We start from the raw sequence: 22,394 nt of genomic DNA on the forward strand, positions 1-22,394 counted from the left end.
ATGCGGTCTGTCTGTCAAACCGCGTGAGCCAATTTGGGGCTGCTGCGCAGCCCAACGGGGGCAAGCCCCCTCGCCACAGAGTCAGTGCCAGCCATGACCTTGTATTAACTTCAACCCACAAGAGGTCCCATGCCCAACCGCCCGCCTCTCGACGCTGTCACCGCCCGCTGGGTGCCGTGGGTCGTCGCCATCGCTTTCTTCATGCAATCCCTCGACGGAACCATCCTCAACACCGCCCTGCCCGCCATGGCCCGAGACCTGGCCGAAGATCCGCTGCGCATGCAGGGCGTGATCATTGCCTACATGCTCACTGTCGCCTTGCTGATCCCCGCCTCCGGCTGGATCGCCGACCGTTTCGGCACCAAAAAAATCTTCTTCGGCGCCATCCTGCTGTTCAGCCTCGGCTCATTGCTCTGCGCCTTGTCGAGCACCCTGAGCATGCTGATCGGCGCCCGCGTGATTCAAGGCCTGGGCGGTGCGTTGATGCTGCCGGTCGGGCGACTGGTGGTGTTGCGCGCCTACCCGCGCTCTGAGCTGGTGCGGATCATGGGGTTCATCACCATCCCCGGCCTGCTCGGCCCGTTGATCGGCCCGACCATGGGCGGCTGGATGGTCGAATACCTGACCTGGCACTGGATCTTCCTGATCAACCTGCCGGTAGGCGCCATCGGTTGCTACGCCGTATGGAGGTTCATCCCCGACCTGCGTGGCAGCGAACGCACCCGCTTCGACAGCCTCGGCTTCTTGCTGTTTGGTGCGGCGATGGTGCTGATCACCATCGCCATGGAAGGCCTCGGCGAACTGCACCTGCCGCACTTGCGCGTGATGTTGTTGCTGTTCGGCGGCATGGCCTGTCTGGCGGCGTATTGGCTGCGCGCCGGGCACATTGATAATCCGCTGTTCGCGCCGTCACTGTTCAAGACCCGGACGTTCGCCGTGGGCATCCTCGGCAACCTGTTCGCCCGCCTGGGCAGCGGTGCCTTGCCGTTCCTCGTGCCGTTGTTGCTGCAAGTGGCGCTGGGTTACTCGCCGTCCCAGGCCGGGATGAGCATGTTGCCGCTGGCCGCTGCGGCGATGGTCGCCAAGTCGGTGGCGCGACCGCTGATCGAACGTTTGGGCTATCGCATTGTGCTCACTGGCAATACGTTGGCGCTGGGGTTGATGCTGGCGAGCATGGGGCTGGTCAGCGAACAAACGCCGTACTGGTTGCTGTTGGTGATGCTATCGATTCTGGGGGCGATCAACTCGTTGCAATTCACCGCAATGAACACCGTGACCCTGATTGACCTCGACGACGCCAGCGCCAGCAGCGGTAACAGCCTGCTGTCGGTGGTAGCGCAACTGTCCCTGAGCCTTGGTGTTGCGTGTGCCGGCGCCCTGCTCGGTGGTTTTACCGCAGAGATCGGCAACGACGGTGTGGACACGGTACTGGGCGCGTTCCAGCTGACCTTTGTGACGGTCGGAATCATGGCGATGCTGGCCGCGACGATCTTCTCCCAGCTCTCAAAGGAAGACGGACGGCGCGTCAAACGTCCGGAAGAGCACATCGAACACTGACCGCTCACCTTGTCAGAGGGATTATCTGTGGCGAGGGGATTTATCCCCGCTGGGGTGCGTAGCGCCCCTTAGATCTGCCGCCTAGGTGGCTCAGACTGATTGCATCAACCTTCTCAGGGTTGCTGCGCACCCCAACGGGGATAAATCCCCTCGCCACAGGTTTGCGTTCGTCCAGAACTTTCGAGGTAAGTGGCCGGAGACTGATACACTGCGCGACATTTTGTTTTGCAGGCCAGTCCCGTGACCACCATCGCCACCGCTTTTAATACTTTGCCGCTGTCCGCCGCCATGCTGGCTAACCTCGACTCCCTCGGTTATGCCCAGATGACGCCGATCCAGGCGCAAAGCTTGCCGGTGATCCTCAAGGGGATGGACCTGATCGCCCAGGCCAAGACCGGCAGCGGCAAGACCGCCGCCTTCGGCGTCGGCCTGCTGAACCCGATCAATCCGCGCTTCTTCGGTTGCCAGGCGCTGGTCATCTGCCCGACTCGCGAGTTGGCTGACCAGGTCGCCAAGGAAATCCGTCGTCTGGCCCGTTCCGAAGACAACATCAAGGTCCTGACCCTGTGCGGCGGTGTGGCTTTCGGCCCGCAGATCGGCTCGCTGGAGCACGGCGCGCACATCATCGTCGGCACCCCGGGCCGGATTCAGCAGCATCTGCGCAAGGGTTCGCTGGTGCTTCATGGCCTGAACACGCTGATCCTCGACGAAGCCGACCGCATGCTCGACATGGGCTTCTACGACTCCATCGAAGAAATCATCGCTCAGAGCCCTGAACGCCGTCAGACCCTGCTGTTCTCCGCCACCTACCCGACGGGCATCAAGCAATTGGCGGCGAAATTCATGCGTAACCCGCAGATCGTGAAGGCCGAAGCGTTCCACGACGACACGCAGATCGAGCAGCGCTTCTACGAAATCTCTCCGGAAGAGCGCATGGACGCGGTGGTCAAAGTCCTCGCGCATCACCGTCCGGCGTCCTGCGTCGCCTTCTGCTTCACCAAGCAGCAGGTTCAGGAAACCGTCGATCACCTGACCTCCAAAGGCATCTCCGCCGTCGGCCTGCACGGCGATCTGGAACAGCGTGACCGTGACCAGGTGCTGGCCATGTTCGCCAACCGCAGCACATCAGTGCTGGTCGCCACCGACGTTGCCGCCCGCGGCCTGGACATCGATGCGCTGGACATGGTGATCAACGTCGAGCTGGCCCGTGATTCGGAAATCCACATTCACCGTGTCGGCCGTACCGGTCGCGCTGGCGAGAAAGGCATCGCGATCAGCCTCGTCGCGCCGTCCGAAGCGCACCGCGCCCAGGCCATCGAGCTACTGCAGAAGTCGCCGTTGAGCTGGGATCAGTTGGACAACCTCAAATCCCAGGGCGGCGCTCCGCTGCTGCCGGTGATGAGCACGCTGGTCATCGGCGCGGGCCGTAAAGACAAGGTTCGTCCGGGCGACATTCTCGGCGCACTGACGGGCGATGCCGGTATTCCGGGCGCTCAGGTCGGCAAGATCGCGATTTTCGACTTCCAGGCGTATGTGGCTGTTGAACGCGGGATCGCCAAGCAAGCCTTGCAGCGCCTGAACGACGGCAAGATCAAAGGCCGTTCGCTGCGCGTGCGTATCCTCTGATCAGTGATCGTTCCCACGCTCTGCGTGGGAATGCATCCCGTGACGCTCCGCGTCACAAAGCGGACGCAGAGCGTCCATGGCGGCATTCCCACGCAGAGCGTGGGAACGATCGAGTACTGTTGAGGACACCGTTTTGCGCTCTACCGAAGTCTTGATCATTGGCGCTGGCGCCGCAGGGTTGATGTGTGCACTGACCGCCGCCGGGCGTGGACGCAAGGTGATGTTGCTCGACCATGCAAACAAGGCCGGCAAGAAAATCCTGATGTCGGGCGGTGGCCGCTGCAATTTCACCAACATGTACACCGAACCGGGCAATTTCCTCTCGCAGAATGAACATTTCTGCAAATCCGCACTGGCGCGCTACACCCAGTGGGATTTCATCGGCATGGTCGCCAAACACGGCGTGCCGTACCACGAGAAGAAACTCGGCCAGCTGTTCTGCGATAACAAATCCAGCGACATCCTCGAAATGCTCCTCAACGAATGTGAGCAGGTCGGTGTGAGCTTGCACCTGGACACCTCGATCCAGACCATCGAGAAGCTGGAAAGCGGTTACTTGCTGGACACCACGCTGGGCCAGATCACCTGTGAATCCTTGGTGATCGCCACCGGCGGTCTGTCGATCCCTACACTGGGCGCCACCGGTTTCGGTTATCAAGTGGCCAAGCAATTCGGCCACGACTTGCTGCCAACCCGCGCCGGCCTGGTGCCATTCACCATCACCGATCAGCTCAAGGAACTGTGCACCGAGCTGTCCGGCACCTCGGTGGATTGCCTGGTGAGCTGCAACGATCAGAGCTTTCGCGAGAACATCCTGTTCACCCACCGTGGCCTCAGCGGTCCGGCGATTTTGCAGATTTCCTCGTTCTGGGAATCCGGCGATACGGTTGAGATCAACCTGATGCCAGACCATGATGTGCCGAGCTGGCTACAACAACAGCAAGCCGAACGCCCGAACAGCGAGTTGAAAACCCTGCTGGGGGAAATCTTCACCAAGAAGATGGCCAACCTGCTGGCGGACAACTGGTTCGTTTCCAAACCGATGAAGCAGTACACCCACGCGGAAATCGCCGACATCGCCGAAAAACTGGCGAGCTGGAAAGTGGTGCCTGCCGGGACCGAAGGCTATCGCACTGCGGAAGTGACCTTGGGTGGCGTCGATACTAACGAGGTGTCGTCCAAGACCATGGAATCGCTGAAAAGCCCTGGCCTGTATTTCATCGGCGAAGTGCTCGACGTGACCGGCCACCTGGGCGGCTTCAACTTCCAGTGGGCCTGGGCCTCCGGATACGCTGCCGCGCAATACGTCTGATCGACCGCGTTATCGTTCTTCGCGGGCAAGCCTCGCTCCTACAGGTTATGCGTCGTATGTAAAATTACGGCAAACCTCGATCCTGTAGGAGCGAGGCTTGCCCGCGAAGGCGTCCGAACAGACAACAGAGAACAATCAAGGAACAGATTTTGCTGTCAGATGTGATCGGCGCCATTGCGTCGGCGTCATTACTGGCTCAATTTAGCGGCATTGCCTCGGAAGGCCTTCGCACTTCATGTCATCGACCTCATTTAGTCAGTCTCTGCGCCGTCTCTGGGCGCTGGATAAATTCAGCTACAGCGTGCGGGTGTTCATCGCCCTGACCGGCAGCATGGCCGTCTGTTGGTATCAGGATGAAATGGGGCTGCTGATCCCGTTGTTCCTGGGGATTATCGCCAGCGCCCTGGCCGAGACCGATGACAGTTGGCAGGGCCGTCTCAACGCGCTGGCCGTGACGCTGGTGTGTTTTCTGGTCGCCGCCCTATCGGTCGAACTGCTGTTCCCTTATCCCATCTTTTTCATCATCGCCTTTGCCCTCGCCGCCTTCAGCCTGACGATGCTCGGCGCCCTCGGCGAACGCTATGGCGCGATTGCCTCGGCGACGTTGATTCTGTCGGTCTACACCATGATCGGCGTCGATCAGCGTGGCGGCGCCGTCACCGACTTCTGGCACGAACCGGTGCTGCTGGTGGCGGGCGCCGCTTGGTACGGCTTGCTCTCGGTGCTGTGGCAGGCGATGTTTTCCAATCAGCCGGTGCAGCAGAGCCTGGCGCGGTTGTTCCGTGAGTTGGGTTATTACCTGAAACTCAAAGCGTCGCTGTTCGAGCCGATCCGCCAGATGGACGTGGAAGCGCGTCGACTGGAACTGGCGCAGCAAAACGGTCGGGTGGTGGCAGCACTCAACGCCGCCAAGGAAATCATCCTGCACCGGGTCGGCAATGGACGGCCAGGCTCGAAGGTCAGCCGCTACCTCAAGCTGTACTTCCTCGCTCAGGACATCCACGAGCGCGCCAGTTCTTCGCACTACCCTTACAACGCGCTGGCCGAGGCGTTCTTCCACAGCGACGTGCTGTTCCGCTGCCAGCGCCTGCTGCGCCAGCAAGGCAAAGCCTGCCGGGCGCTGGCGGAATCGATCCAGATGCGTCAGCCGTTCATCTATGACGCCAGCTTCGCCGAAGCGTTGAGCGACCTGCACGCCTCCATCGAACACCTGCGCATCCAGAGCAACCCGGCCTGGCGCGGTCTGCTGCGTTCATTGCGGGCATTGGCCGCTAATCTCGGCACCCTCGATCGTTTGCTCAGCGACGCCAGCAACCCCGACGCCCTGGCCGATGCCACCGACAGCAGCCTGCTCGACCGCTCGCCGCGCAACCTCAAGGATGTGTGGATTCGCTTGCGCACGCAGCTGACGCCGACCTCGCTATTGTTCCGTCATGCACTGCGCCTGCCCCTGGCGCTGAGCATCGGCTACGGCATGGTGCACTTGATTCACCCGTCGCAAGGTTACTGGATCATCCTCACCACGCTCTTCGTCTGCCAGCCGAACTACGGCGCCACTCGGCGCAAACTCGGGCAACGAATCATCGGCACCGCGATTGGCCTGACGGTTGCCTGGGCGCTGTTTGACCTGTTCCCCAATCCGCTGGTCCAGTCGTGCTTCGCGATTGCCGCCGGGGTGGTGTTCTTTATCAACCGCACCACCCGCTACACGTTGGCCACGGCGGCGATCACCTTGATGGTGCTGTTCTGCTTCAATCAGGTCGGTGATGGTTACGGGCTGTTCCTGCCGCGATTGTTCGATACCTTGCTCGGCAGCCTGATCGCTGGGCTCGCAGTATTCCTGTTCCTGCCGGACTGGCAGGGCCGACGCCTGAACAAAGTGCTGGCCAATACCCTGACCTGCAACAGCATTTACCTGCGCCAGATCATGCAGCAATACGCCGTCGGCAAAAGCGACGACCTCGCCTATCGCCTGGCCCGACGCAATGCACACAACGCTGACGCGGCATTGTCGACGACGCTGGCCAACATGCTTATGGAGCCGGGGCATTTCCGTAAGGAAGCGGATGTCGGGTTTCGCTTTCTGGTGCTCTCGCACACCTTGCTCAGCTACTTGTCGGGATTGGGTGCGCACCGTGAAACCCAGTTACCGGCGGATGTGCGCGAACAATTAATCGACGGCGCGGGCGTGAGCCTGGCGGCCAGCATCGACGAGATCGCCCAAGGGTTGGCGAGCAAACAGCCGATTGCGATTCAGAGCGATGCCGAAGAGGCGCTGGCCAATACGCTTGAGCAGATGCCGGATGAGATCGATGAAGGGCAGCGGTTGGTGCAGACGCAGTTGGCGTTGATCTGCCGGCAGTTGGGGCCGTTGCGGACGTTGGCGGCGCATTTGAACAAGGACACCAGCGAGGCCTGAATTTCTGCGGTGATCGACCTGGCTTGCCCGCGATGGGGTCGCCCGCTTCAGCACAAATGCTGGATCAACCCGCTTACATCCCATGCTGCTTCATCAACCGCTCATAACTGCCATCAGCCTTCATCTCGGCAATCTCGCGATCGAAATTGGCGACGATTTGCTTATGCTGCGGATTCTTCAGGCTAACCAAGATATGCAGGCTGTTCTCGCTCAGCGGTTTGGGCAGGAACTCCACTGAATTGCGCACTTTTGAAGATTCCCGTGCAAGGTAGTAGCGAGCGACGTATTCGTCTTCCAGCGTCAACTTGACCCGGTCCGCCGCGACCATGCGCACGGCCATGGCGAAGTTATGCACAGGGACTTTCTGCAACGACACGTCTTCATCGAATTCCGATGAATAGGCATAACCGCGCACCACCGCAATCGGGTAAGTGTGCAATTGCTGCAGGTTATTGAATTCGATGGGCGCGTCTTTGCGCTTGAGAAAGCGCACACGGTTAAGCAGATATTCACCCGAGAACTGGCCCAGCTTGGTGCGGTCGTCGGTGTACCAGGCGTTGACCAGCACGTCGTAACGGCCTTCGCCGACGCCGAGCAACGCTCGCGCCCACGGAACCTGTTCGAAATCACTGGCGTAACCGGCCCGTGCCAGCGCAGTTCTGACAATATCGGTGGCCAAGCCACCGTTGACCAGCGTGGCGTCGGTAAACGGCGGCCAGGCGTCGGCGACCAGACGCAGCCTTTCCGCTGCCGCATTCTGGGTCAGCAACAGCAATCCAATCAAAGCAAACGCTTGATGCAATCGCGGCATGCTAGAAAATCCTTAGCGGGCGGGCTGCCCGGCGTATTTTTCTGCCAAAACTCCAAGGCCCATGTACCGACACTCAGGTACTCAACATTAGCTCATTGGAGCCACTGCACAGCGCTTCATCGCAGATTACACAAAGAAGACAGCGCCGCGCGAAATGAATGATGGCATTTTGGCCTTTGTCACAGATTTCTCCGCCATAAAGACATCTATCGCCGGGACGCCTAGTATCCGAAGGACGTTGCTCAAGGAAAGTGAAGATGACAATCGATTGGGTCTGCAAACACCACAGCGATCTGGGGAAAGAGCAGCTGTACGCCATTCTCCAGTTACGTGCGCAAGTGTTCGTCGTTGAACAGAAATGCGCTTACCAGGATGTCGATGGCCAGGATCTGGACGGTGACACTTGCCATTTGATGGCGTGGGACGGGGATCGGCTGGTGGCCTATCTGCGCTTGCTCGACCCGAAATTGCAGGGTGGCGACGTGGTGATCGGGCGGGTGATTATTGCGCCTGGCGCCCGTGGCACCGGGCTGGGGCACGAGTTGATGGCCCAGGCGTTGAAGCAGGCCGGGAAACACTGGCCTGAGGTGCCGATCTATTTATCAGCCCAGGCGCACTTGCAGGGGTATTACGGGAGGTACGGGTTTGTGGTGTCGGGTGAGGAGTTTCTGGAGGATGACATTCCGCATATCGGGATGCGTCGTCCTTAGTGATCGTTCCCATGCTCTGCGTGGGAACGCCTTAATGGACGCTCTGCGTCCGCTCTTGGGACGCGGAGCGTCCCATGCTGCATTCCCACGCGGAGCGTGGGAACGATCAGGCTCGAGAGCTCAGGGGTATTCGAGCACCGCTTTAATCTGCCGCAAATTCCGCTCGATCCACCCCCGATCAATCGCCCCCCACTCGCGAATCCGATAGCGCCCCGCATGATTGCGCGCGCCCTCTTCCTGCTCGAACTCGCAAATGATGTCCAGATCCGCCAGCGCCGCAATCGTGTCCTGCGCCGTGCGCCGGGGCATGCCGGTCACTTCGGTCAGCGCCGGGACGCTGCTCGCCAACCCGCTGTCGATCAGGTACGCCACGTACAACCGGCGATAGAAGCTGCTCTTGGTCTTGCTTACATCCATCCAGTCACTCCCTTTACTGCATATCCCGCCACGTCAGGTACACCCGCAGATCAAATTCCACTTGGTGATACCCCGGCAACATGTGTTCGCAGAGCTTGTAGAACGCCTTGTTGTGATCCGACTCTTTAAAGTGCGCCAGCTCATGCACGACGATCATTTTCAGAAACTCGGAGGGCGCTTCCTTGAACAGCGAGGCCACCCGGATTTCCTTCTTGGCCTTGAGCTTGCCGCCCTGCACCCGCGAGATCGTCGTGTGCAGGCCAAGGGCGCGATGGGTCAGGTCGAGGCGGTTGTCGAACAGCACCTTGTCGATGGCCGGCGCGTTGCGCAGGTATTCCTGCTTGAGGTCCAGCGCAAAGGTGTACAGCGCCTTGTCGCTCTGCACCGCGTGTTTTCCCGGGTAGCGCTGGCTCAGGTAGTCGCCCAGCCGATCTTCGGCGATCAGCTGGCGCACCTGGTCCTGCAACGCAGCGGGATAGGCTTGGAGGTATTTCAACGCGGTCATCAGGGTCGGCAACACGAATCACGAAAAGGTCGCCAGTGTAGCGAATTCAGCGGGTCAGCGCGCTCCAGTCAAACGGCGCCACAAAGTCGCCGGTATCCTCGGCCATCATCGGTCGCCCCACCAGAAAACCTTGCACGTACTGGCAGCCGTTGGCTTGCAGCCATTCATATTGCGCAATGGTTTCCACCCCTTCGGCAATCACCAGCATCCCGTATTGCTTGCACAGGTCGATCACATTGCGCACCAGTGCCGCATCCCGTTCGGACTCCGGCAATCGGGCGATCAAATGCCGATCAAACTTGAGCGTGTCCAGTTCCAGGTCGCGCAGATGCGCCAGCGAGCACGGCCCGGAGCCGAAGTCATCCAGCGCCACCCTCACCCCGAGATTGCGCAGCAGGCGCAGGGTCTTGCGGGTTTCTTCGGGGTTTTGTATCAACGCTTCTTCCGTCACTTCGACTTCCAGATGACGCGGCTGCAAACCGTGACGCTCCAGCACCTGGCGCAATTCCGTGACCAGATTGGGCATGCCGAACTGAGTGCTGCTCAAACTGACGCCCAGCACCAGATCCTCGGCAAACAAGGTTTCCCAGGCTTTGCGCTGGCCAGCCCCGCGATGGTAAATCCAGCTGCCCAGACGACTGATCAGCCGCGCCTCTTCCAGCAATGGCAAAAACAGCCCCGGCGGTACGTCGCCAACGCTCGGGTGCTGCCAGCGCAGCAACGCTTCAAAGCCACGAATCTGCCCGCTACCGATGGCCACCTGCGGCTGATACACCAGGTTGAAATCACGGTTTTCAATGGCGGCGCGCACGCTCTCTTCGAGCATCAGCCGCGAGCGCGCCCGACCGTTCATGTCGTGGTCGTAGAAACGGTATTGTTGCCGGCCGGCACGTTTCGCTTCGTACATGGCAATGTCCGATGCACGCAGCAAGCCATCGAGATTCGAGCCGCAATCCGGGTAAGTGGCGATGCCGATGCTGGCGCCCAAGGCTACATCCAGACCATCAATCTGCTGACAGATCGATACCCGCTCAATGAGCTTCTCGGCAATCTTCGCCGCTTGCTCCGGGAACTCCAGATCGAGCAGCGCCGTGAACTCATCGCCGCCCATGCGCGCCAGAATGTCGAAGGGCCGCAGACAGGCTTTCAATTGCTCGGACACCCAGCGCAGCACCCGGTCGCCGGCATCGTGGCCGAGGGAATCGTTGACGCGCTTGAAGCCGTCCAGGTCCAGGTACAGCAACACCCAGGCGCTGTCGGACCGTTCGCCCCGCAGCAGCAGATTTTCAACCGTCTGGTAGAAACCGCGACGGTTGAGCAGCCCGGTCAGCGGATCCGTCACCGCCTGGAATTCCAGTTGTTGATGCAGATGGCGGACCACCGACATGTCCAGCACCGTCACCACCATCGCACGTTGTTCGCTGGGCAATGGCGCGCAAGACAGCGCCACCGGCACTTGCTGGCCGGGCGCCGTGCGCAGCAGCGCGTCGTGCAGGCGCAGGGTTTCTCCACGTTTGTAACCGGTATAAAGCTCAGAGTCTGCCCAGACCGGGATATGCGGCTTTTGCAGGAAATCCAGAAACTCTCTGCCTTGGAGGTCTTGCACCGTGGCATTGAGCAACCGCGACATCGCCGGGTTGGCAAAGCGGATCAGACCGTCCTCACCGACCACCAGAATGCCTTCGGCGGCGTTATCCAACACCGAGGCATTAAACGCGCGAGCGACCTCCAGATCGCGGCTCAGGCGCTGCAACGCACGGCGATTGCGCTGATGCTCGAGCAGAGCCTGCACTTTTGGCTTGAGAATTTGCGGGTCGAACGGCTTGAACAGGTAATCCACCGCACCGCTGGCATAGCCCTTGATCACGGCGTCCTGAGACTGTTCGTTGGCAGTGAGGAAAATAATCGGGGTGAGCGCGGTTCGCTGACTGCCGCGCATCAGGCGTGCCACTTCAAAACCGTCCATGCCCGGCATCTGCACATCCAGCAGCACCAGGTCGACATCGTGCTCGAGCAAAAGACTGAGGGCTTCGTAACCGGAAGCCGCGGTAATGACCTGCCAATCCTGGCGTTGGAGCAACGCGCGCATGCTGATCAGGTTTTCAGGGTAATCATCGACGATTAAAAGGATCGAGCGGCCTTCAGCTGGCGTGGGTTGCGCGCATTCCATGCTGCTTCTCTTATTCGGGGCGTCAGGCCGGTTTCTCGTGAAAACCGGACAAATTCTGAGCCTTCACTCTAGACCGGGATACGCAAAAGCAGAAGCTGCCAGTGCGCCATCATTTAACCATCACGTACATTTGCCGACTAACGGTCGCTTCTACAGCCCCCTGAAACCGGGAAAGATGGCCTTTTAACAGGATTTTGACGCCATCCGTTTGTCATTTACGCATTAACAAATTGAACTTCTGCGCTTATAAGGGCTGCCCCCAAGGCGCGTGCCAGAGCTTCTGGCACGTGCGTGCAGTAAAAAATTCGTGGAAGCTTTTGTCTATGATCGATCTCGCAACCTGGAACCTCAGCGTTCCCGTCGGCAATCCGCCGTACACCGTCGACACGCCAAAACTGGTGGATGGCTTCAAGGATCAATACTTCCACTCCGACACCGGCACCTTGTTTTTCTGGACCCCGGTCACCGGGTCTAAAACTGCAAATGCAAAGTATCCCCGCACCGAACTTCGCGAAACCTACAGCAATGGCACCCTGAAAAACTGGCTCTACCCGGACGCCGACAACTCCCTGCGTGCCACCCTCGCGGTCAACCAGGTACCGAGCACAGGCAAAATCGTCATCGGCCAGATCCACGCGTATGAAAGCCAGAAACCCATGGTGAAGCTCGAGTATCAGTACAAGACCAGCACGCAGTCGGGCAACATCGTCGCCAAGGTGCGCATGCACCCGGATGACGACGAAGGCCGGATCATCACCATCGCCACCGGGGTGAATCTTGACCGGGAGTTCTCCTACCTCATCCACCTGAGCCCGGGCGGAGCGCTGGGCATCAGTGCGGCGGGTTATCAGTGGGACACCGACATCAGCGCGACGTGGCGGGACAAGCCGCTGTATTTCAAGGCGGGGGTCTATGTGCAAGACCACACCGGGTACACCAGCGAAGGCGGAAAAGTGACGTTCAGCAAGCTGGATATTGATCACGATAAGTAGTCCTTCGCCCCGATCGTTCCCACGCTCCCGCGTAGTAACGCATCCCGGGACGCTCCGCGTCCCACTCTCCAGGAACACCGTAAACCCTGTAGCAGCTGCCGAGCAACGCGAGGCTGCGTCCGAGAACGAAGTCCTCGCAACTCCGGCAATCTTGAAATACCTGTATGAATGCGTCGCCTGATTTACGACTGCTCCGCAGCCGAACGCGGCCTCACAAGCTCGACGCCTGCTCCGGACTATCGTGTCCACAAAATCCGTAGGACGCCTCCCATTGTGGCGAGGGGGCTTGCCCCCGCTGGGATGCGAAGCAGCCCCAAACCCTGCCACCTCATTCCTACAGGCACACCGCAGTGTCCGGTTTTACGTCGGCTGCGCCGCCGAACGGGGGCGAGCCCCCTCGCCACAAGGACCGCGTAACCGTCTTACACTCCGGTTGCAGCGATCAAAATCGCCGCTTATAGTTCGCCCCGTCGCTGACAGCAGTCGGCGACAGGGTTTCGCAGCCCTAATGACACGAGTAGCTCTCCTTTTAGATCCAAGGAAGATTTACTTATGACTATGAACAAACCGCTTCGCCGCTTCACCCCCATGTCCCAACTCGCCACCGACTACCCCGTCCTGCTCATCGACTACGACGCTCCACTGCGCGAACTCCACAACTGCCTCAGCGAACGCCTCAACGCCGTCCTCAAATACCTCAACCTCATGGCCTGCACCAGCCTCCCCGACTACGCCGAACACGACATCAACACCGTCACCAACATTGCCCGAATTATGGTTCAGGACATCGCCGACGTTTTTGGGGTCATCGAACAGCGCGGATTTGATACGCCTAAGCAGCAGTAAAAATCAGACAATAAAAAACCCGCATCTCTGCGGGTTTTTTAGTACTGCTAAACACTGAAGATCTTAATTAACCTTAGCGTTCAACTCACCCTTCAAATACCGCTGATACATCGCTTCCAGCGAGATCGGCTTGATCTTCGAAGCATTACCCGCCGTACCAAACGCTTCATAACGTGCAATACACACATCACGCATCGCCGTCACAGTCGCGCCAAAGAACTTACGCGGATCAAACTCGCTAGGATTGGTAGCCATCAACCGACGCATCGCACCGGTCGACGCCAAACGCAAGTCAGTATCAATGTTGACCTTGCGCACGCCGTGCTTGATGCCTTCAACAATCTCTTCAACCGGCACGCCGTAGGTTTCTTTGATGTCGCCGCCGTACTGGTTGATGATCGCCAGCCAGTCTTGCGGAACCGAAGACGAACCGTGCATCACCAGGTGGGTGTTCGGGATGCGTTTGTGGATTTCTTTGATGCGGTCGATGGCCAGCACGTCGCCGGTAGGTGGCTTGGTGAACTTATACGCGCCGTGGCTGGTGCCGATGGCGATGGCCAGGGCGTCGACCTGGGTGCGCTTGACGAAGTCAGCGGCTTCTTCCGGGTCGGTCAGCATTTGGCTGTGATCCAGAACGCCTTCGGCGCCGATGCCGTCTTCTTCACCGGCCATGCCGGTTTCCAGCGAACCCAGGCAGCCCAGCTCGCCTTCTACCGATACGCCGCAGGCGTGAGCCAGGGCCACGGTTTGTTGGGTAACGCGCACGTTGTAGTCGTAGTCGGTCGGGGTCTTGCCGTCTTCGCCCAGGGAACCGTCCATCATCACCGAGCTGAAGCCCAGTTGAATGGAGCGCTGGCAGACGTCAGGGCTGGTGCCGTGGTCCTGGTGCATGCACACCGGGATGTGCGGGAATTCTTCGATCGCCGCCAGGATCAGGTGGCGCAGGAACGGTGCGCCGGCGTATTTGCGAGCACCGGCCGAGGCCTGGACGATCACCGGGGAGTCAGTCTTGTCAGCGGCTTCCATGATGGCGCGCATCTGCTCAAGGTTGTTGACGTTGAAGGCTGGAACGCCGTAGCCGAACTCGGCTGCGTGGTCCAGCATCTGGCGCATGCTGATAAGTGCCATTGTGTGTGTCTCTCCCGGTTTGGGTCGTTAATCGTGCCAGCCTGCCGTAGCGGCGGCGGCTATTCAAGTTATTGCAGATCGGGGGTTGGCCCGGGCTGCGAATTCGGTGTTGCCAAAATCTCTATAAGCCATCGAATTCCCGTAGGAGCGAAGCTTGCTCGCGAAAGCGGTTTTACTGGCAACACATGTGTTGAATGTGATGACGTCTTCGCGAGCAAGCTTCGCTCCTACAGGTTTCGCACAAGCCTTCAATTACTGCGCTTTACAACCGCGGCCAATCAAATCATTGGTGGCGACCCAGTAAGCCAGGCCTTCCTCACCTTTTACGTGAAACGCCAGCATGTCGTTGCTGTACAGCGAACCTTCGGCGCCCGGCTCAAGCTTCAAGCGGTAGACCTGATCGGCCCCGCCGAGGCGCACGTCGACTTCCTTGCGGCTGTCGTCGGTGTAGCGCCAGAGCATTTTGGCCTGGCTGTCGCAGGTCCAGGTGGTCCAGTTGTCCGTCGATTCGGCAGGCTTGAACAGGTTGAAATTCGAGCAACCCGCCAGCAATGCCAACGCCGTAACGGCGATAAAACCTTTCATCCATGTTCCTCGACTGACGGCGCACGCTGCCAGCCCTGAGTAAAGTGTCTGACCCGTCAAGGGCAACCATGTTCCTTGGCCGGGGTCTGTGTCTCGTATTTCTCCAGGCCATCAGGCCCGGAACGCTTGTTGATCACCGGGTTGGTTTCCGCTTGCCAGTCGGCCTGGTAGCAGCCTTTTTCCACCGACTGCGGCGCAGGTTCCGGCTTGGCTTTCGGGTTACTCCCGCAAGCCACCAGCATACCCGCAGCGATCAACAGCGCTAACGGCTTGACCATGGAAACACTCCTTTGCGTGGTCAAATGGACGACCTCAAGCCTTGGCCCGGCTTTCCAGGACTTCAACGGCTGGCAACACCTTGCCTTCCACGAACTCGAGGAACGCACCGCCACCGGTAGAAATGTAGGAGATCTGGTCGGCAACGCCATATTTATCGATGGCGGCCAGGGTGTCGCCGCCGCCAGCGATGGAGAACGCCGAGCTTTCCGCGATGGCCTGGGCCAGGACTTTGGTGCCGTTACCGAACTGGTCGAATTCGAACACGCCCACCGGGCCGTTCCACAGGATGGTCTTGGACGACTTCAGCAGCTCGGCGAAATTCGCCGCAGTCTGCGGGCCGATGTCCAGGATCATGTCGTCGGCGGCCACGTCAGCAATCAGCTTGACGGTAGCGGTGGCGCTTTCAGCGAATTCCTTGGCAACCACGACATCGACCGGCAGCGGCACGCTGACCTTGGCGGCGATGGCGCGAGCGGTGTCCAGCAGATCCGGCTCGTACAGGGACTTGCCGACCGGATGACCGGCAGCGGCCAGGAAGGTGTTGGCAATGCCGCCGCCGACGATCAGCTGGTTGCAGATCTGGCTCAGGCTGTTCAGCACGTCGAGTTTGGTCGAGACCTTGGAGCCGGCGACGATGGCAGCCATTGGCTGGGCCGGGGCACCGAGGGCTTTGCCCAGCGCGTCCAGTTCAGCAGCCAGCAGCGGGCCAGCGGCGGCGACTTTGGCGAACTTGGCCACGCCGTGGGTCGAACCCTCGGCGCGGTGAGCGGTGCCGAAGGCGTCCATCACGAACACGTCGCACAGGGCGGCGTATTGCTGGGCCAGTTCGTCAGCGTTCTTTTTCTCGCCTTTGTTGAAGCGCACGTTTTCGAACAGCACGATGTCGCCGGCCTTGACGTCGACGCCGCCCAAGTAATCGGCGACCAGCGGCACTTCGCGGCCCAGGGCCTTGCTCAGGTAGTCAGCGACTGGCTTGAGGCTGTTCTCGGCCGAGAACTCGCCTTCGGTCGGACGGCCCAGGTGCGAGCAGACCATCACGGCCGCGCCTTTTTCCAGGGCCAGCTTGATGGTCGGCAGCGAAGCCAGGATTCGCGCATCGCTGGTGACAACACCGTCCTTGACTGGGACGTTGAGGTCTTCGCGGATCAGTACGCGCTTACCTTGCAGATCGAGGTCGGTCATCTTCAACACGGTCATGGGTCGCAATTCCTGGTTTACGGTTTTTGAGTCGCTGTTTGCAGATAGTGTTCTGCAACGTCCAGCATTCGGTTGGCAAAACCCCATTCGTTGTCGAACCAGGCCAGGATGTTCACCAGCCGGGGGCCGGAAACTCGGGTCTGACTGGCATCGACGATGGCCGAATGTGGGTCATGGTTGAAATCACAACTGGCGTGAGGCAATTCGGTGTAGGCCAGAAGGCCTTTGAGCGGGCCGCTGGTGGCAGCCTCGCGCAGAATCCGGTTGACCTCGGTGGCGTCGGTGTCGCTCACGGTCTGCATCGTAATGTCGAGGCAGGACACGTTAACCGTCGGCACCCGCACGGCTTTGGCCTGAATTCGCCCGGCAAGTTCCGGCAGCAGGCGTTCGATGCCACGTGCCAGACCAGTGGACACCGGAATCACCGACTGGAACGCCGAACGCGTGCGGCGCAGGTCTTCGTGATGATAGGCGTCGATGACCGGCTGATCGTTCATCGCCGAGTGGATGGTGGTGATCGACACGTATTCCAGACCAATGGCCTGATCCAGCAGGCGCAACAGCGGCACGCCGCAGTTGGTGGTGCAGGACGCGTTGGACACCAGCAGCTCGTCGCCGGTCAGGCAATCCTGGTTCACACCGTAGACGATGGTGGCGTCGACATCCGCCTCGCTGGCCATCGGCTGGGAAAACAGCACACGGGGCGCGCCGGCATCAAGGAAGCGCTGGCCATCGGCTCGCGTGTGGTAAGCGCCGGAGCACTCCAGCACCAGATCGACGCCCAGGGACGCCCAATCGATGCCTTCGGGGGTGGCACTGCGCAGGACTTTCACGCAGTCGCCATTAATATGCAGACAATCGCCCTCTACTCGCACTTCACCGGGAAATCGCCCGTGAGTGGAGTCGAAGCGTGTCAGGTACTCGATGCTGGCCATGTCAGCCAGATCGTTGATCGCGACAATTTCAAACCCGGCCTTTTCGCCTCGCTCAAACAACGCACGCAAGACGCAACGACCAATCCGGCCGTAGCCGTTGAGTGCAACTTTGTAAGGACGCGGTTGAGGCATGGGGTTCTCGATGAAGCTTGGGAATGAGGTTGCCAGGACTGCCGCCTTCGCGGGCAAGCCTCGCTCCTACAGGTCTTCGGTTGTCTTGAAAACAACGCGATCCCCTGTAGGAGCGAGGCTTGCCCGCGAAGACGTCAGCCCCGATAACGCTACTTCTGGATCAGTCTTCCAGCAGCTCTTCAGCCTGGCCCAGGATGTTTTCCAGGGTGAAGCCGAACTCTTCGAACAAGGCCGGTGCAGGCGCCGACTCGCCGTAGGTGGTCATGCCGATGACGCGGCCTTCCAGGCCCACGTACTTGTACCAGTAGTCCGCGTGGGCGGCTTCGATGGCGATACGGGCGCTGACTTGCAACGGCAGGACCGCTTGCTTGTAGCCGGCGTCCTGGGCATCGAACACGCTGGTGCACGGCATCGAAACAACGCGCACCTTACGGCCTTGCTCGGTCAGCTTGTCGTAAGCCTGAACCGCCAGACCGACTTCCGAACCGGTGGAGATCAGGATCAGCTCAGGCTCGCCTGCGCAGTCCTTCAACACATAACCGCCACGGGCGATGTCGGCGATCTGGCCGGCATCACGGGTTTGGTGCTGCAGGTTCTGACGCGAGAAGATCAGCGCCGAAGGGCCGTCCTTGCGTTCGATGGCTGCTTTCCAGCAAACCGCCGATTCAACGGCATCGGCTGGACGCCAGGTGTCGAGGTTCGGCGTGCTGCGCAGGCTGGTCAGTTGCTCGATCGGCTGGTGAGTCGGGCCGTCTTCGCCCAGACCGATGGAGTCGTGGGTGTAGACGAACACCACGCGTTTCTTCATCAGCGAGGCCATGCGCACGGCGTTGCGAGCGTATTCCATGAACATCAGGAAGGTGGCGCCGTAAGGTACCAGGCCACCGTGCAGAGTCACGCCATTCATGATCGCGCTCATGCCGAACTCGCGAACGCCGTAGTACATGTAGTTGCCGCTGGCGTCTTCAGCCGAAACACCTTTGCAACCTTTCCACAGGGTCAGGTTGGAACCGGCCAGGTCAGCGGAGCCGCCCAGCAGTTCAGGCAACAGCGGGCCGTAGGCATTCAGTGCGTTCTGGCTGGCTTTACGGCTGGCGATGGTCTCGCCCTTGGCCGCAACTTCAGCGATGTAAGCCGAGGCTTTTTCGGCGAAGTCTTCCGGCAGATCGCCGCCCAGGCGACGGACCAGTTCGTTGGCCAGCTCAGGGAACGCTGCGGAGTAGGCAGCGAAACGCTGATCCCACTCGGCTTCGGCCGCGCGGCCAGCTTCCTTGGCGTCCCACTCGGCATAGATGTCAGCCGGGATTTCGAACGGACCGTGGTTCCATTTCAGTGCAGCACGGGTCAGCGCGATTTCCGCGTCGCCCAATGGAGCGCCGTGGCAGTCTTCTTTACCTTGCTTGTTCGGCGAACCGAAACCGATGGTGGTCTTGCAGCAGATCAGCGTCGGTTGCTCGCTTTTGCGTGCAGTCTCGATCGCGATCTTGATTTCTTCCGGGTCGTGACCGTCGACATTGCGGATCACTTGCCAGTTGTAGGCTTCGAAACGCTTCGGAGTGTCGTCGGTGAACCAGCCTTCGACTTCGCCGTCGATGGAGATGCCGTTGTCATCGTAGAAGGCGATCAGTTTGCCCAGGCCCAAAGTACCGGCCAGGGAGCCGACTTCGTGGGAAATGCCTTCCATCATGCAGCCATCACCCAGGAACACGTAGGTGTGGTGATCGACAACGTTGTGGCCAGGACGGTTGAACTGCGCCGCCAGGACTTTTTCAGCCAGGGCGAAACCAACGGCGTTGGCCAGGCCTTGGCCCAGTGGACCGGTGGTGGTTTCAACGCCCGGGGTGTAGCCGAATTCCGGGTGACCCGGGGTGCGGCTGTGCAGCTGGCGGAAGTTTTTCAGGTCATCGATCGACAGGTCGTAGCCGGTCAGGTGCAGCAGCGAGTAGATCAACATCGAGCCGTGACCGTTGGACAGCACGAAGCGGTCACGGTCGGCGAACGATGGATTGCTCGGGTTGTGCTTCAGGTAGTCACGCCAAAGTACTTCGGCGATATCCGCCATACCCATCGGGGCACCGGGATGGCCGCTGTTGGCTTTTTGCACGGCATCCATGCTGAGGGCACGAATGGCGTTGGCACGCTCACGACGGCTGGGCATCGCTGTTCTCCTGCGGGTTCTGTATCGAGAGTGAATAAAACGAAACGGAAAAAAGGCGAGCATTTTCCCTCACCCACCCGCCTCGGGGCAATGACAGATAGTCATCTGGAGGCGTTTTTCCAATTGTTAACAGCGGTTTCGACTGATGAAACCTTTCTGCAGTTCGTTTGTTGACTGAACCTAACGTCTGGAAGTGCCATCTATCGACCAATATCAAAACTTTTTGATATTGCCCTTGCGGTGATTTCTGAGCGTCACTAGACTGCTGGCCTTATGAATTTACGTGTGCCTTCCATTCGACATGACGATTGCGATGAGCTGGCGGCCCTGTGCAAGGCCGGCGGCGATCCTCTGCGACTGAATGTATTGCGCGCGCTGGCCAACGATTCATTTGGCGTACTGGAACTGGCGCAGATCTTCGGGATTGGTCAGTCCGGCATGAGTCACCACCTCAAGGTCCTGGCCCAGGCCGACCTGGTGGCGACCCGCCGTGAAGGCAACGCGATTTTCTACCGTCGCGCCCTGCCCCACACCGAATTGCTGGGCGGCAAGCTGCACGCCGCCCTTCTGGAAGAAGTTGACAACCTGACCCTGCCGGCCGATGTGCAGGCGCGGATCGCTCAGGTCCATGGGCAACGAGCGGCAGCCAGCCAGGACTTTTTCTCACGGGTGGCGGAGAAATTTCGTGCCCAGCAAGACTTGATCGCCGGCCTGCCACAGTACCGCGAAAGCGTGGTGGCTTTGCTCGACAAGCTGGGTTTCAGTGAAGGCGCGACGGCCATCGAAGTCGGCCCCGGCGACGGTGAATTTTTGCCGGAACTGGCGCGCCGCTTCACCGAGGTCACGGCGCTGGACAACAGCCCGGCGATGCTCGAACTGGCGCGTCAGGTCTGCGAACGTGAAACGCTGGCTAACGTCAGCCTGCAACTGGCCGATGCATTGAATGGCGTGAGCCTTCAGGCCGATTGCGTTGTACTGAACATGGTGCTGCACCATTTCGCCGCGCCGGCCGAAGCGCTCAAGCACATGGCCGACTTGCTGCAACCGGGCGGTAGCCTGCTCGTGACAGAGTTATGTAGCCACAACCAGAGTTGGGCCAGGGAGGCCTGCGGTGATCTCTGGTTGGGGTTTGAACAGGACGATTTGGCCCGTTGGGCCACCGCTGCGGGACTCGTTCCCGGGGAAAGCCTCTATGTAGGCTTACGTAATGGTTTCCAGATCCAGGTCCGCCATTTTCAGCGACCGGCTGGCGACACTCACCATCGGTAAATTCAGGAAAAAATCGAGATGAGCGAATACTCCCTCTTCACCTCCGAGTCCGTGTCCGAAGGACATCCGGACAAAATCGCCGACCAGATTTCCGATGCGGTGCTGGACGCCATCATTGCTGAAGACAAGTTCGCCCGCGTGGCGTGCGAGACGCTGGTCAAGACCGGCGTGGCAATTATCGCAGGTGAAGTCACCACGTCGGCCTGGGTCGATCTGGAAGAAATCGTGCGTAACGTCATTCTGGACATCGGCTACAACAGCTCTGATGTTGGCTTCGACGGTGCCACTTGCGGCGTGATGAACATCATCGGCAAGCAGTCCCCTGACATCAACCAGGGCGTCGACCGTGCCAAGCCTGAAGATCAGGGTGCCGGCGACCAAGGCCTGATGTTCGGCTACGCCAGCAACGAAACCGACGTGCTGATGCCAGCACCGATCACCTTCTCGCACCAACTGGTGCAACGCCAGGCCGAAGCCCGTAAATCCGGCCTGCTGCCTTGGTTGCGCCCGGACGCCAAGTCGCAAGTGACTTGCCGTTACGAAGGCGGCAAGGTTGTTGGTATCGACGCTGTTGTACTGTCGACTCAGCACAACCCTGAAGTGTCGTACAAAGACCTGCGCGAAGGCGTGATGGAGCTGATCGTCAAGCACGTACTGCCTGCCGAACTGCTGACCAAAGACACCCAGTTCCACATCAACCCGACTGGCCAGTTCATCATCGGTGGCCCGGTGGGCGACTGCGGCCTGACCGGTCGCAAGATCATCGTCGACAGCTACGGCGGCATGGCCCGTCACGGCGGCGGTGCGTTCTCCGGTAAAGATCCATCGAAGGTTGACCGTTCGGCCGCCTACGCTGGTCGTTATGTCGCCAAGAACATCGTTGCTGCTGGCCTGGCCGAGCGTTGCGAGATTCAGGTTTCCTACGCGATTGGCGTTGCCCAGCCGACGTCGATCTCGTTGAACACCTTCGGCACCGGCAAGATCAGCGACGACAAGATCGTCAAACTGGTTCGCGAAATTTTCGACCTGCGTCCATACGCGATCACCACCATGCTCGACCTGCTGCACCCGATGTACCAGGAAACCGCTGCGTACGGCCACTTCGGTCGCACCCCGGCGACCAAGACTGTGGGCGAAGATACCTTCACCACGTTCACCTGGGAAAAGACCGACCGCGCCGACGACCTGCGTACTGCAGCCGGCCTGTAAGACTTTCCTGGTGGTACCAAAAACCCCGCACGGTTCGCCGTGCGGGGTTTTTTATTGCGCGCAATTCGATAGAACGCAGCCTCGTTTCACTCGACAGCTGCTACACGAATCTCTGTAGCAGCTGTCGAGTGAAACGA

At 59.9% G+C, this 22,394-nt stretch carries 19 protein-coding genes; 9 read left to right on the top strand and 10 right to left on the bottom strand.

The window, feature by feature from the left end:
* Positions 1–129 precede the first annotated feature (129 nt).
* The 4 genes from mdtD (at position 130) to yccS (ending at position 6,914) form a co-directional block, all read left to right on the top strand.
* Positions 130–1,557, top strand: a complete 1,428-nt coding sequence (gene mdtD, locus ACIQV9_RS13830; protein WP_403102123.1) for a multidrug transporter subunit MdtD — start codon at positions 130–132, stop codon at positions 1,555–1,557.
* 288 nt (positions 1,558–1,845) lie between these two features.
* Positions 1,846–3,183: an ATP-dependent RNA helicase DbpA gene (gene dbpA / locus ACIQV9_RS13835; protein ID WP_403102386.1), complete on the top strand. Its 1,338-nt coding sequence runs from the start codon at positions 1,846–1,848 to the stop codon at positions 3,181–3,183.
* A gap of 133 nt (positions 3,184–3,316) precedes the next feature.
* On the top strand, positions 3,317–4,495 hold the full coding sequence (locus ACIQV9_RS13840) for an NAD(P)/FAD-dependent oxidoreductase (protein ID WP_403102126.1): 1,179 nt from the start codon (positions 3,317–3,319) through the stop codon (positions 4,493–4,495).
* A 235-nt stretch (positions 4,496–4,730) separates the two neighbouring features.
* On the top strand, positions 4,731–6,914 hold the full coding sequence (yccS, locus tag ACIQV9_RS13845) for a YccS family putative transporter (protein ID WP_403102129.1): 2,184 nt from the start codon (positions 4,731–4,733) through the stop codon (positions 6,912–6,914).
* Positions 6,915–6,987: 73 nt separating this feature from the next.
* Here the strand turns inward: yccS and ACIQV9_RS13850 are convergent, their stop codons facing one another.
* On the bottom strand, positions 6,988–7,725 hold the full coding sequence (locus tag ACIQV9_RS13850) for a substrate-binding periplasmic protein (protein ID WP_403102132.1): 738 nt from the start codon (positions 7,723–7,725) through the stop codon (positions 6,988–6,990).
* A gap of 257 nt (positions 7,726–7,982) precedes the next feature.
* Between ACIQV9_RS13850 and ACIQV9_RS13855 the strand changes: the two genes are divergently transcribed.
* On the top strand, positions 7,983–8,435 hold the full coding sequence (locus tag ACIQV9_RS13855; RefSeq protein WP_403102135.1) for a GNAT family N-acetyltransferase: 453 nt from the start codon (positions 7,983–7,985) through the stop codon (positions 8,433–8,435).
* A 120-nt stretch (positions 8,436–8,555) separates the two neighbouring features.
* Here ACIQV9_RS13855 and ACIQV9_RS13860 read toward each other — a convergent pair whose 3' ends face one another.
* Genes ACIQV9_RS13860 through ACIQV9_RS13870 form a run of 3 tightly spaced genes read right to left on the bottom strand, consistent with a single transcriptional unit; the run spans position 8,556 to position 11,527 of the window.
* Entirely contained in the window at positions 8,556–8,852 is a 297-nt protein-coding gene (locus ACIQV9_RS13860) for a helix-turn-helix domain-containing protein (RefSeq protein ID WP_090178776.1), read from the bottom strand.
* Between the two features lie 13 nt (positions 8,853–8,865).
* The gene (locus ACIQV9_RS13865; protein WP_403102139.1) at positions 8,866–9,357 is read right to left on the bottom strand and encodes a M48 family metallopeptidase; all 492 of its coding nucleotides are present in this window, start codon (positions 9,355–9,357) and stop codon (positions 8,866–8,868) included.
* A gap of 46 nt (positions 9,358–9,403) precedes the next feature.
* A complete protein-coding gene (locus tag ACIQV9_RS13870; protein ID WP_403102142.1) occupies positions 9,404–11,527 on the bottom strand; it encodes a putative bifunctional diguanylate cyclase/phosphodiesterase in 2,124 nt (707 codons plus the stop codon).
* 323 nt (positions 11,528–11,850) lie between these two features.
* On the opposite strand from ACIQV9_RS13870, the gene ACIQV9_RS13875 reads away from it, so the two are divergent.
* Complete coding sequence (locus ACIQV9_RS13875; RefSeq protein WP_403102145.1) at positions 11,851–12,519, top strand: polysaccharide lyase family 7 protein; 669 nt, start codon at positions 11,851–11,853, stop codon at positions 12,517–12,519.
* A gap of 552 nt (positions 12,520–13,071) precedes the next feature.
* On the top strand, positions 13,072–13,365 hold the full coding sequence (locus ACIQV9_RS13880; RefSeq protein ID WP_403102148.1) for a fructose-bisphosphate aldolase: 294 nt from the start codon (positions 13,072–13,074) through the stop codon (positions 13,363–13,365).
* 63 nt (positions 13,366–13,428) lie between these two features.
* Here ACIQV9_RS13880 and fba read toward each other — a convergent pair whose 3' ends face one another.
* The 6 genes from fba to tkt all read right to left on the bottom strand — a co-directional run bounded on the left by fba (position 13,429) and on the right by tkt (position 19,779).
* Positions 13,429–14,493, bottom strand: a complete 1,065-nt coding sequence (gene fba / locus ACIQV9_RS13885) for a class II fructose-bisphosphate aldolase (RefSeq protein ID WP_219095091.1) — start codon at positions 14,491–14,493, stop codon at positions 13,429–13,431.
* Positions 14,494–14,745: 252 nt separating this feature from the next.
* On the bottom strand, positions 14,746–15,078 hold the full coding sequence (locus tag ACIQV9_RS13890; RefSeq protein WP_403102152.1) for an MliC family protein: 333 nt from the start codon (positions 15,076–15,078) through the stop codon (positions 14,746–14,748).
* Between the two features lie 56 nt (positions 15,079–15,134).
* Positions 15,135–15,356 carry a hypothetical protein gene (locus ACIQV9_RS13895; RefSeq protein ID WP_010466937.1) on the bottom strand — a complete coding sequence of 74 codons (222 nt, stop codon included), beginning with the start codon at positions 15,354–15,356 and terminating at the stop codon, positions 15,135–15,137.
* A 34-nt stretch (positions 15,357–15,390) separates the two neighbouring features.
* Positions 15,391–16,554, bottom strand: a complete 1,164-nt coding sequence (locus ACIQV9_RS13900; protein WP_033060390.1) for a phosphoglycerate kinase — start codon at positions 16,552–16,554, stop codon at positions 15,391–15,393.
* Between the two features lie 17 nt (positions 16,555–16,571).
* Positions 16,572–17,621, bottom strand: a complete 1,050-nt coding sequence (gene epd, locus ACIQV9_RS13905) for an erythrose-4-phosphate dehydrogenase (protein ID WP_403102157.1) — start codon at positions 17,619–17,621, stop codon at positions 16,572–16,574.
* 160 nt (positions 17,622–17,781) lie between these two features.
* Positions 17,782–19,779 carry a transketolase gene (tkt, locus tag ACIQV9_RS13910; protein ID WP_403102160.1) on the bottom strand — a complete coding sequence of 666 codons (1,998 nt, stop codon included), beginning with the start codon at positions 19,777–19,779 and terminating at the stop codon, positions 17,782–17,784.
* Positions 19,780–20,052: 273 nt separating this feature from the next.
* Between tkt and ACIQV9_RS13915 the strand changes: the two genes are divergently transcribed.
* Both ACIQV9_RS13915 and metK read left to right on the top strand, forming a co-directional pair.
* Positions 20,053–21,048 carry an ArsR/SmtB family transcription factor gene (locus ACIQV9_RS13915; RefSeq protein ID WP_403102162.1) on the top strand — a complete coding sequence of 332 codons (996 nt, stop codon included), beginning with the start codon at positions 20,053–20,055 and terminating at the stop codon, positions 21,046–21,048.
* A gap of 18 nt (positions 21,049–21,066) precedes the next feature.
* Entirely contained in the window at positions 21,067–22,257 is a 1,191-nt protein-coding gene (gene metK, locus ACIQV9_RS13920; RefSeq protein WP_010466931.1) for a methionine adenosyltransferase, read from the top strand.
* The last annotated feature ends 137 nt before the right edge of the window (positions 22,258–22,394 follow it).

This window comes from Pseudomonas sp. NPDC099000 (genome assembly GCF_044759925.1).
Classification (GTDB): domain Bacteria; phylum Pseudomonadota; class Gammaproteobacteria; order Pseudomonadales; family Pseudomonadaceae; genus Aquipseudomonas.

Excerpts from the sequence above, each read along its gene's own strand:
- mdtD (WP_403102123.1), top strand. The coding sequence starts at position 130 with ATGCCCAACCGCCCGCCTCTCGACGCTGTCACCGCCCGCTGGGTGCCG.
- dbpA (WP_403102386.1), top strand. The coding sequence starts at position 1,846 with ATGCTGGCTAACCTCGACTCCCTCGGTTATGCCCAGATGACGCCGATC.
- yccS (WP_403102129.1), top strand. The coding sequence starts at position 4,731 with ATGTCATCGACCTCATTTAGTCAGTCTCTGCGCCGTCTCTGGGCGCTG.
- ACIQV9_RS13850 (WP_403102132.1), bottom strand. The coding sequence starts at position 7,725 with ATGCCGCGATTGCATCAAGCGTTTGCTTTGATTGGATTGCTGTTGCTG.
- ACIQV9_RS13855 (WP_403102135.1), top strand. The coding sequence starts at position 7,983 with ATGACAATCGATTGGGTCTGCAAACACCACAGCGATCTGGGGAAAGAG.
- ACIQV9_RS13860 (WP_090178776.1), bottom strand. The coding sequence starts at position 8,852 with ATGGATGTAAGCAAGACCAAGAGCAGCTTCTATCGCCGGTTGTACGTG.
- ACIQV9_RS13865 (WP_403102139.1), bottom strand. The coding sequence starts at position 9,357 with ATGACCGCGTTGAAATACCTCCAAGCCTATCCCGCTGCGTTGCAGGAC.
- ACIQV9_RS13870 (WP_403102142.1), bottom strand. The coding sequence starts at position 11,527 with ATGGAATGCGCGCAACCCACGCCAGCTGAAGGCCGCTCGATCCTTTTA.
- ACIQV9_RS13875 (WP_403102145.1), top strand. The coding sequence starts at position 11,851 with ATGATCGATCTCGCAACCTGGAACCTCAGCGTTCCCGTCGGCAATCCG.
- ACIQV9_RS13880 (WP_403102148.1), top strand. The coding sequence starts at position 13,072 with ATGACTATGAACAAACCGCTTCGCCGCTTCACCCCCATGTCCCAACTC.
- fba (WP_219095091.1), bottom strand. The coding sequence starts at position 14,493 with ATGGCACTTATCAGCATGCGCCAGATGCTGGACCACGCAGCCGAGTTC.
- ACIQV9_RS13890 (WP_403102152.1), bottom strand. The coding sequence starts at position 15,078 with ATGAAAGGTTTTATCGCCGTTACGGCGTTGGCATTGCTGGCGGGTTGC.
- ACIQV9_RS13895 (WP_010466937.1), bottom strand. The coding sequence starts at position 15,356 with ATGGTCAAGCCGTTAGCGCTGTTGATCGCTGCGGGTATGCTGGTGGCT.
- ACIQV9_RS13900 (WP_033060390.1), bottom strand. The coding sequence starts at position 16,554 with ATGACCGTGTTGAAGATGACCGACCTCGATCTGCAAGGTAAGCGCGTA.
- epd (WP_403102157.1), bottom strand. The coding sequence starts at position 17,621 with ATGCCTCAACCGCGTCCTTACAAAGTTGCACTCAACGGCTACGGCCGG.
- tkt (WP_403102160.1), bottom strand. The coding sequence starts at position 19,779 with ATGCCCAGCCGTCGTGAGCGTGCCAACGCCATTCGTGCCCTCAGCATG.
- ACIQV9_RS13915 (WP_403102162.1), top strand. The coding sequence starts at position 20,053 with ATGAATTTACGTGTGCCTTCCATTCGACATGACGATTGCGATGAGCTG.
- metK (WP_010466931.1), top strand. The coding sequence starts at position 21,067 with ATGAGCGAATACTCCCTCTTCACCTCCGAGTCCGTGTCCGAAGGACAT.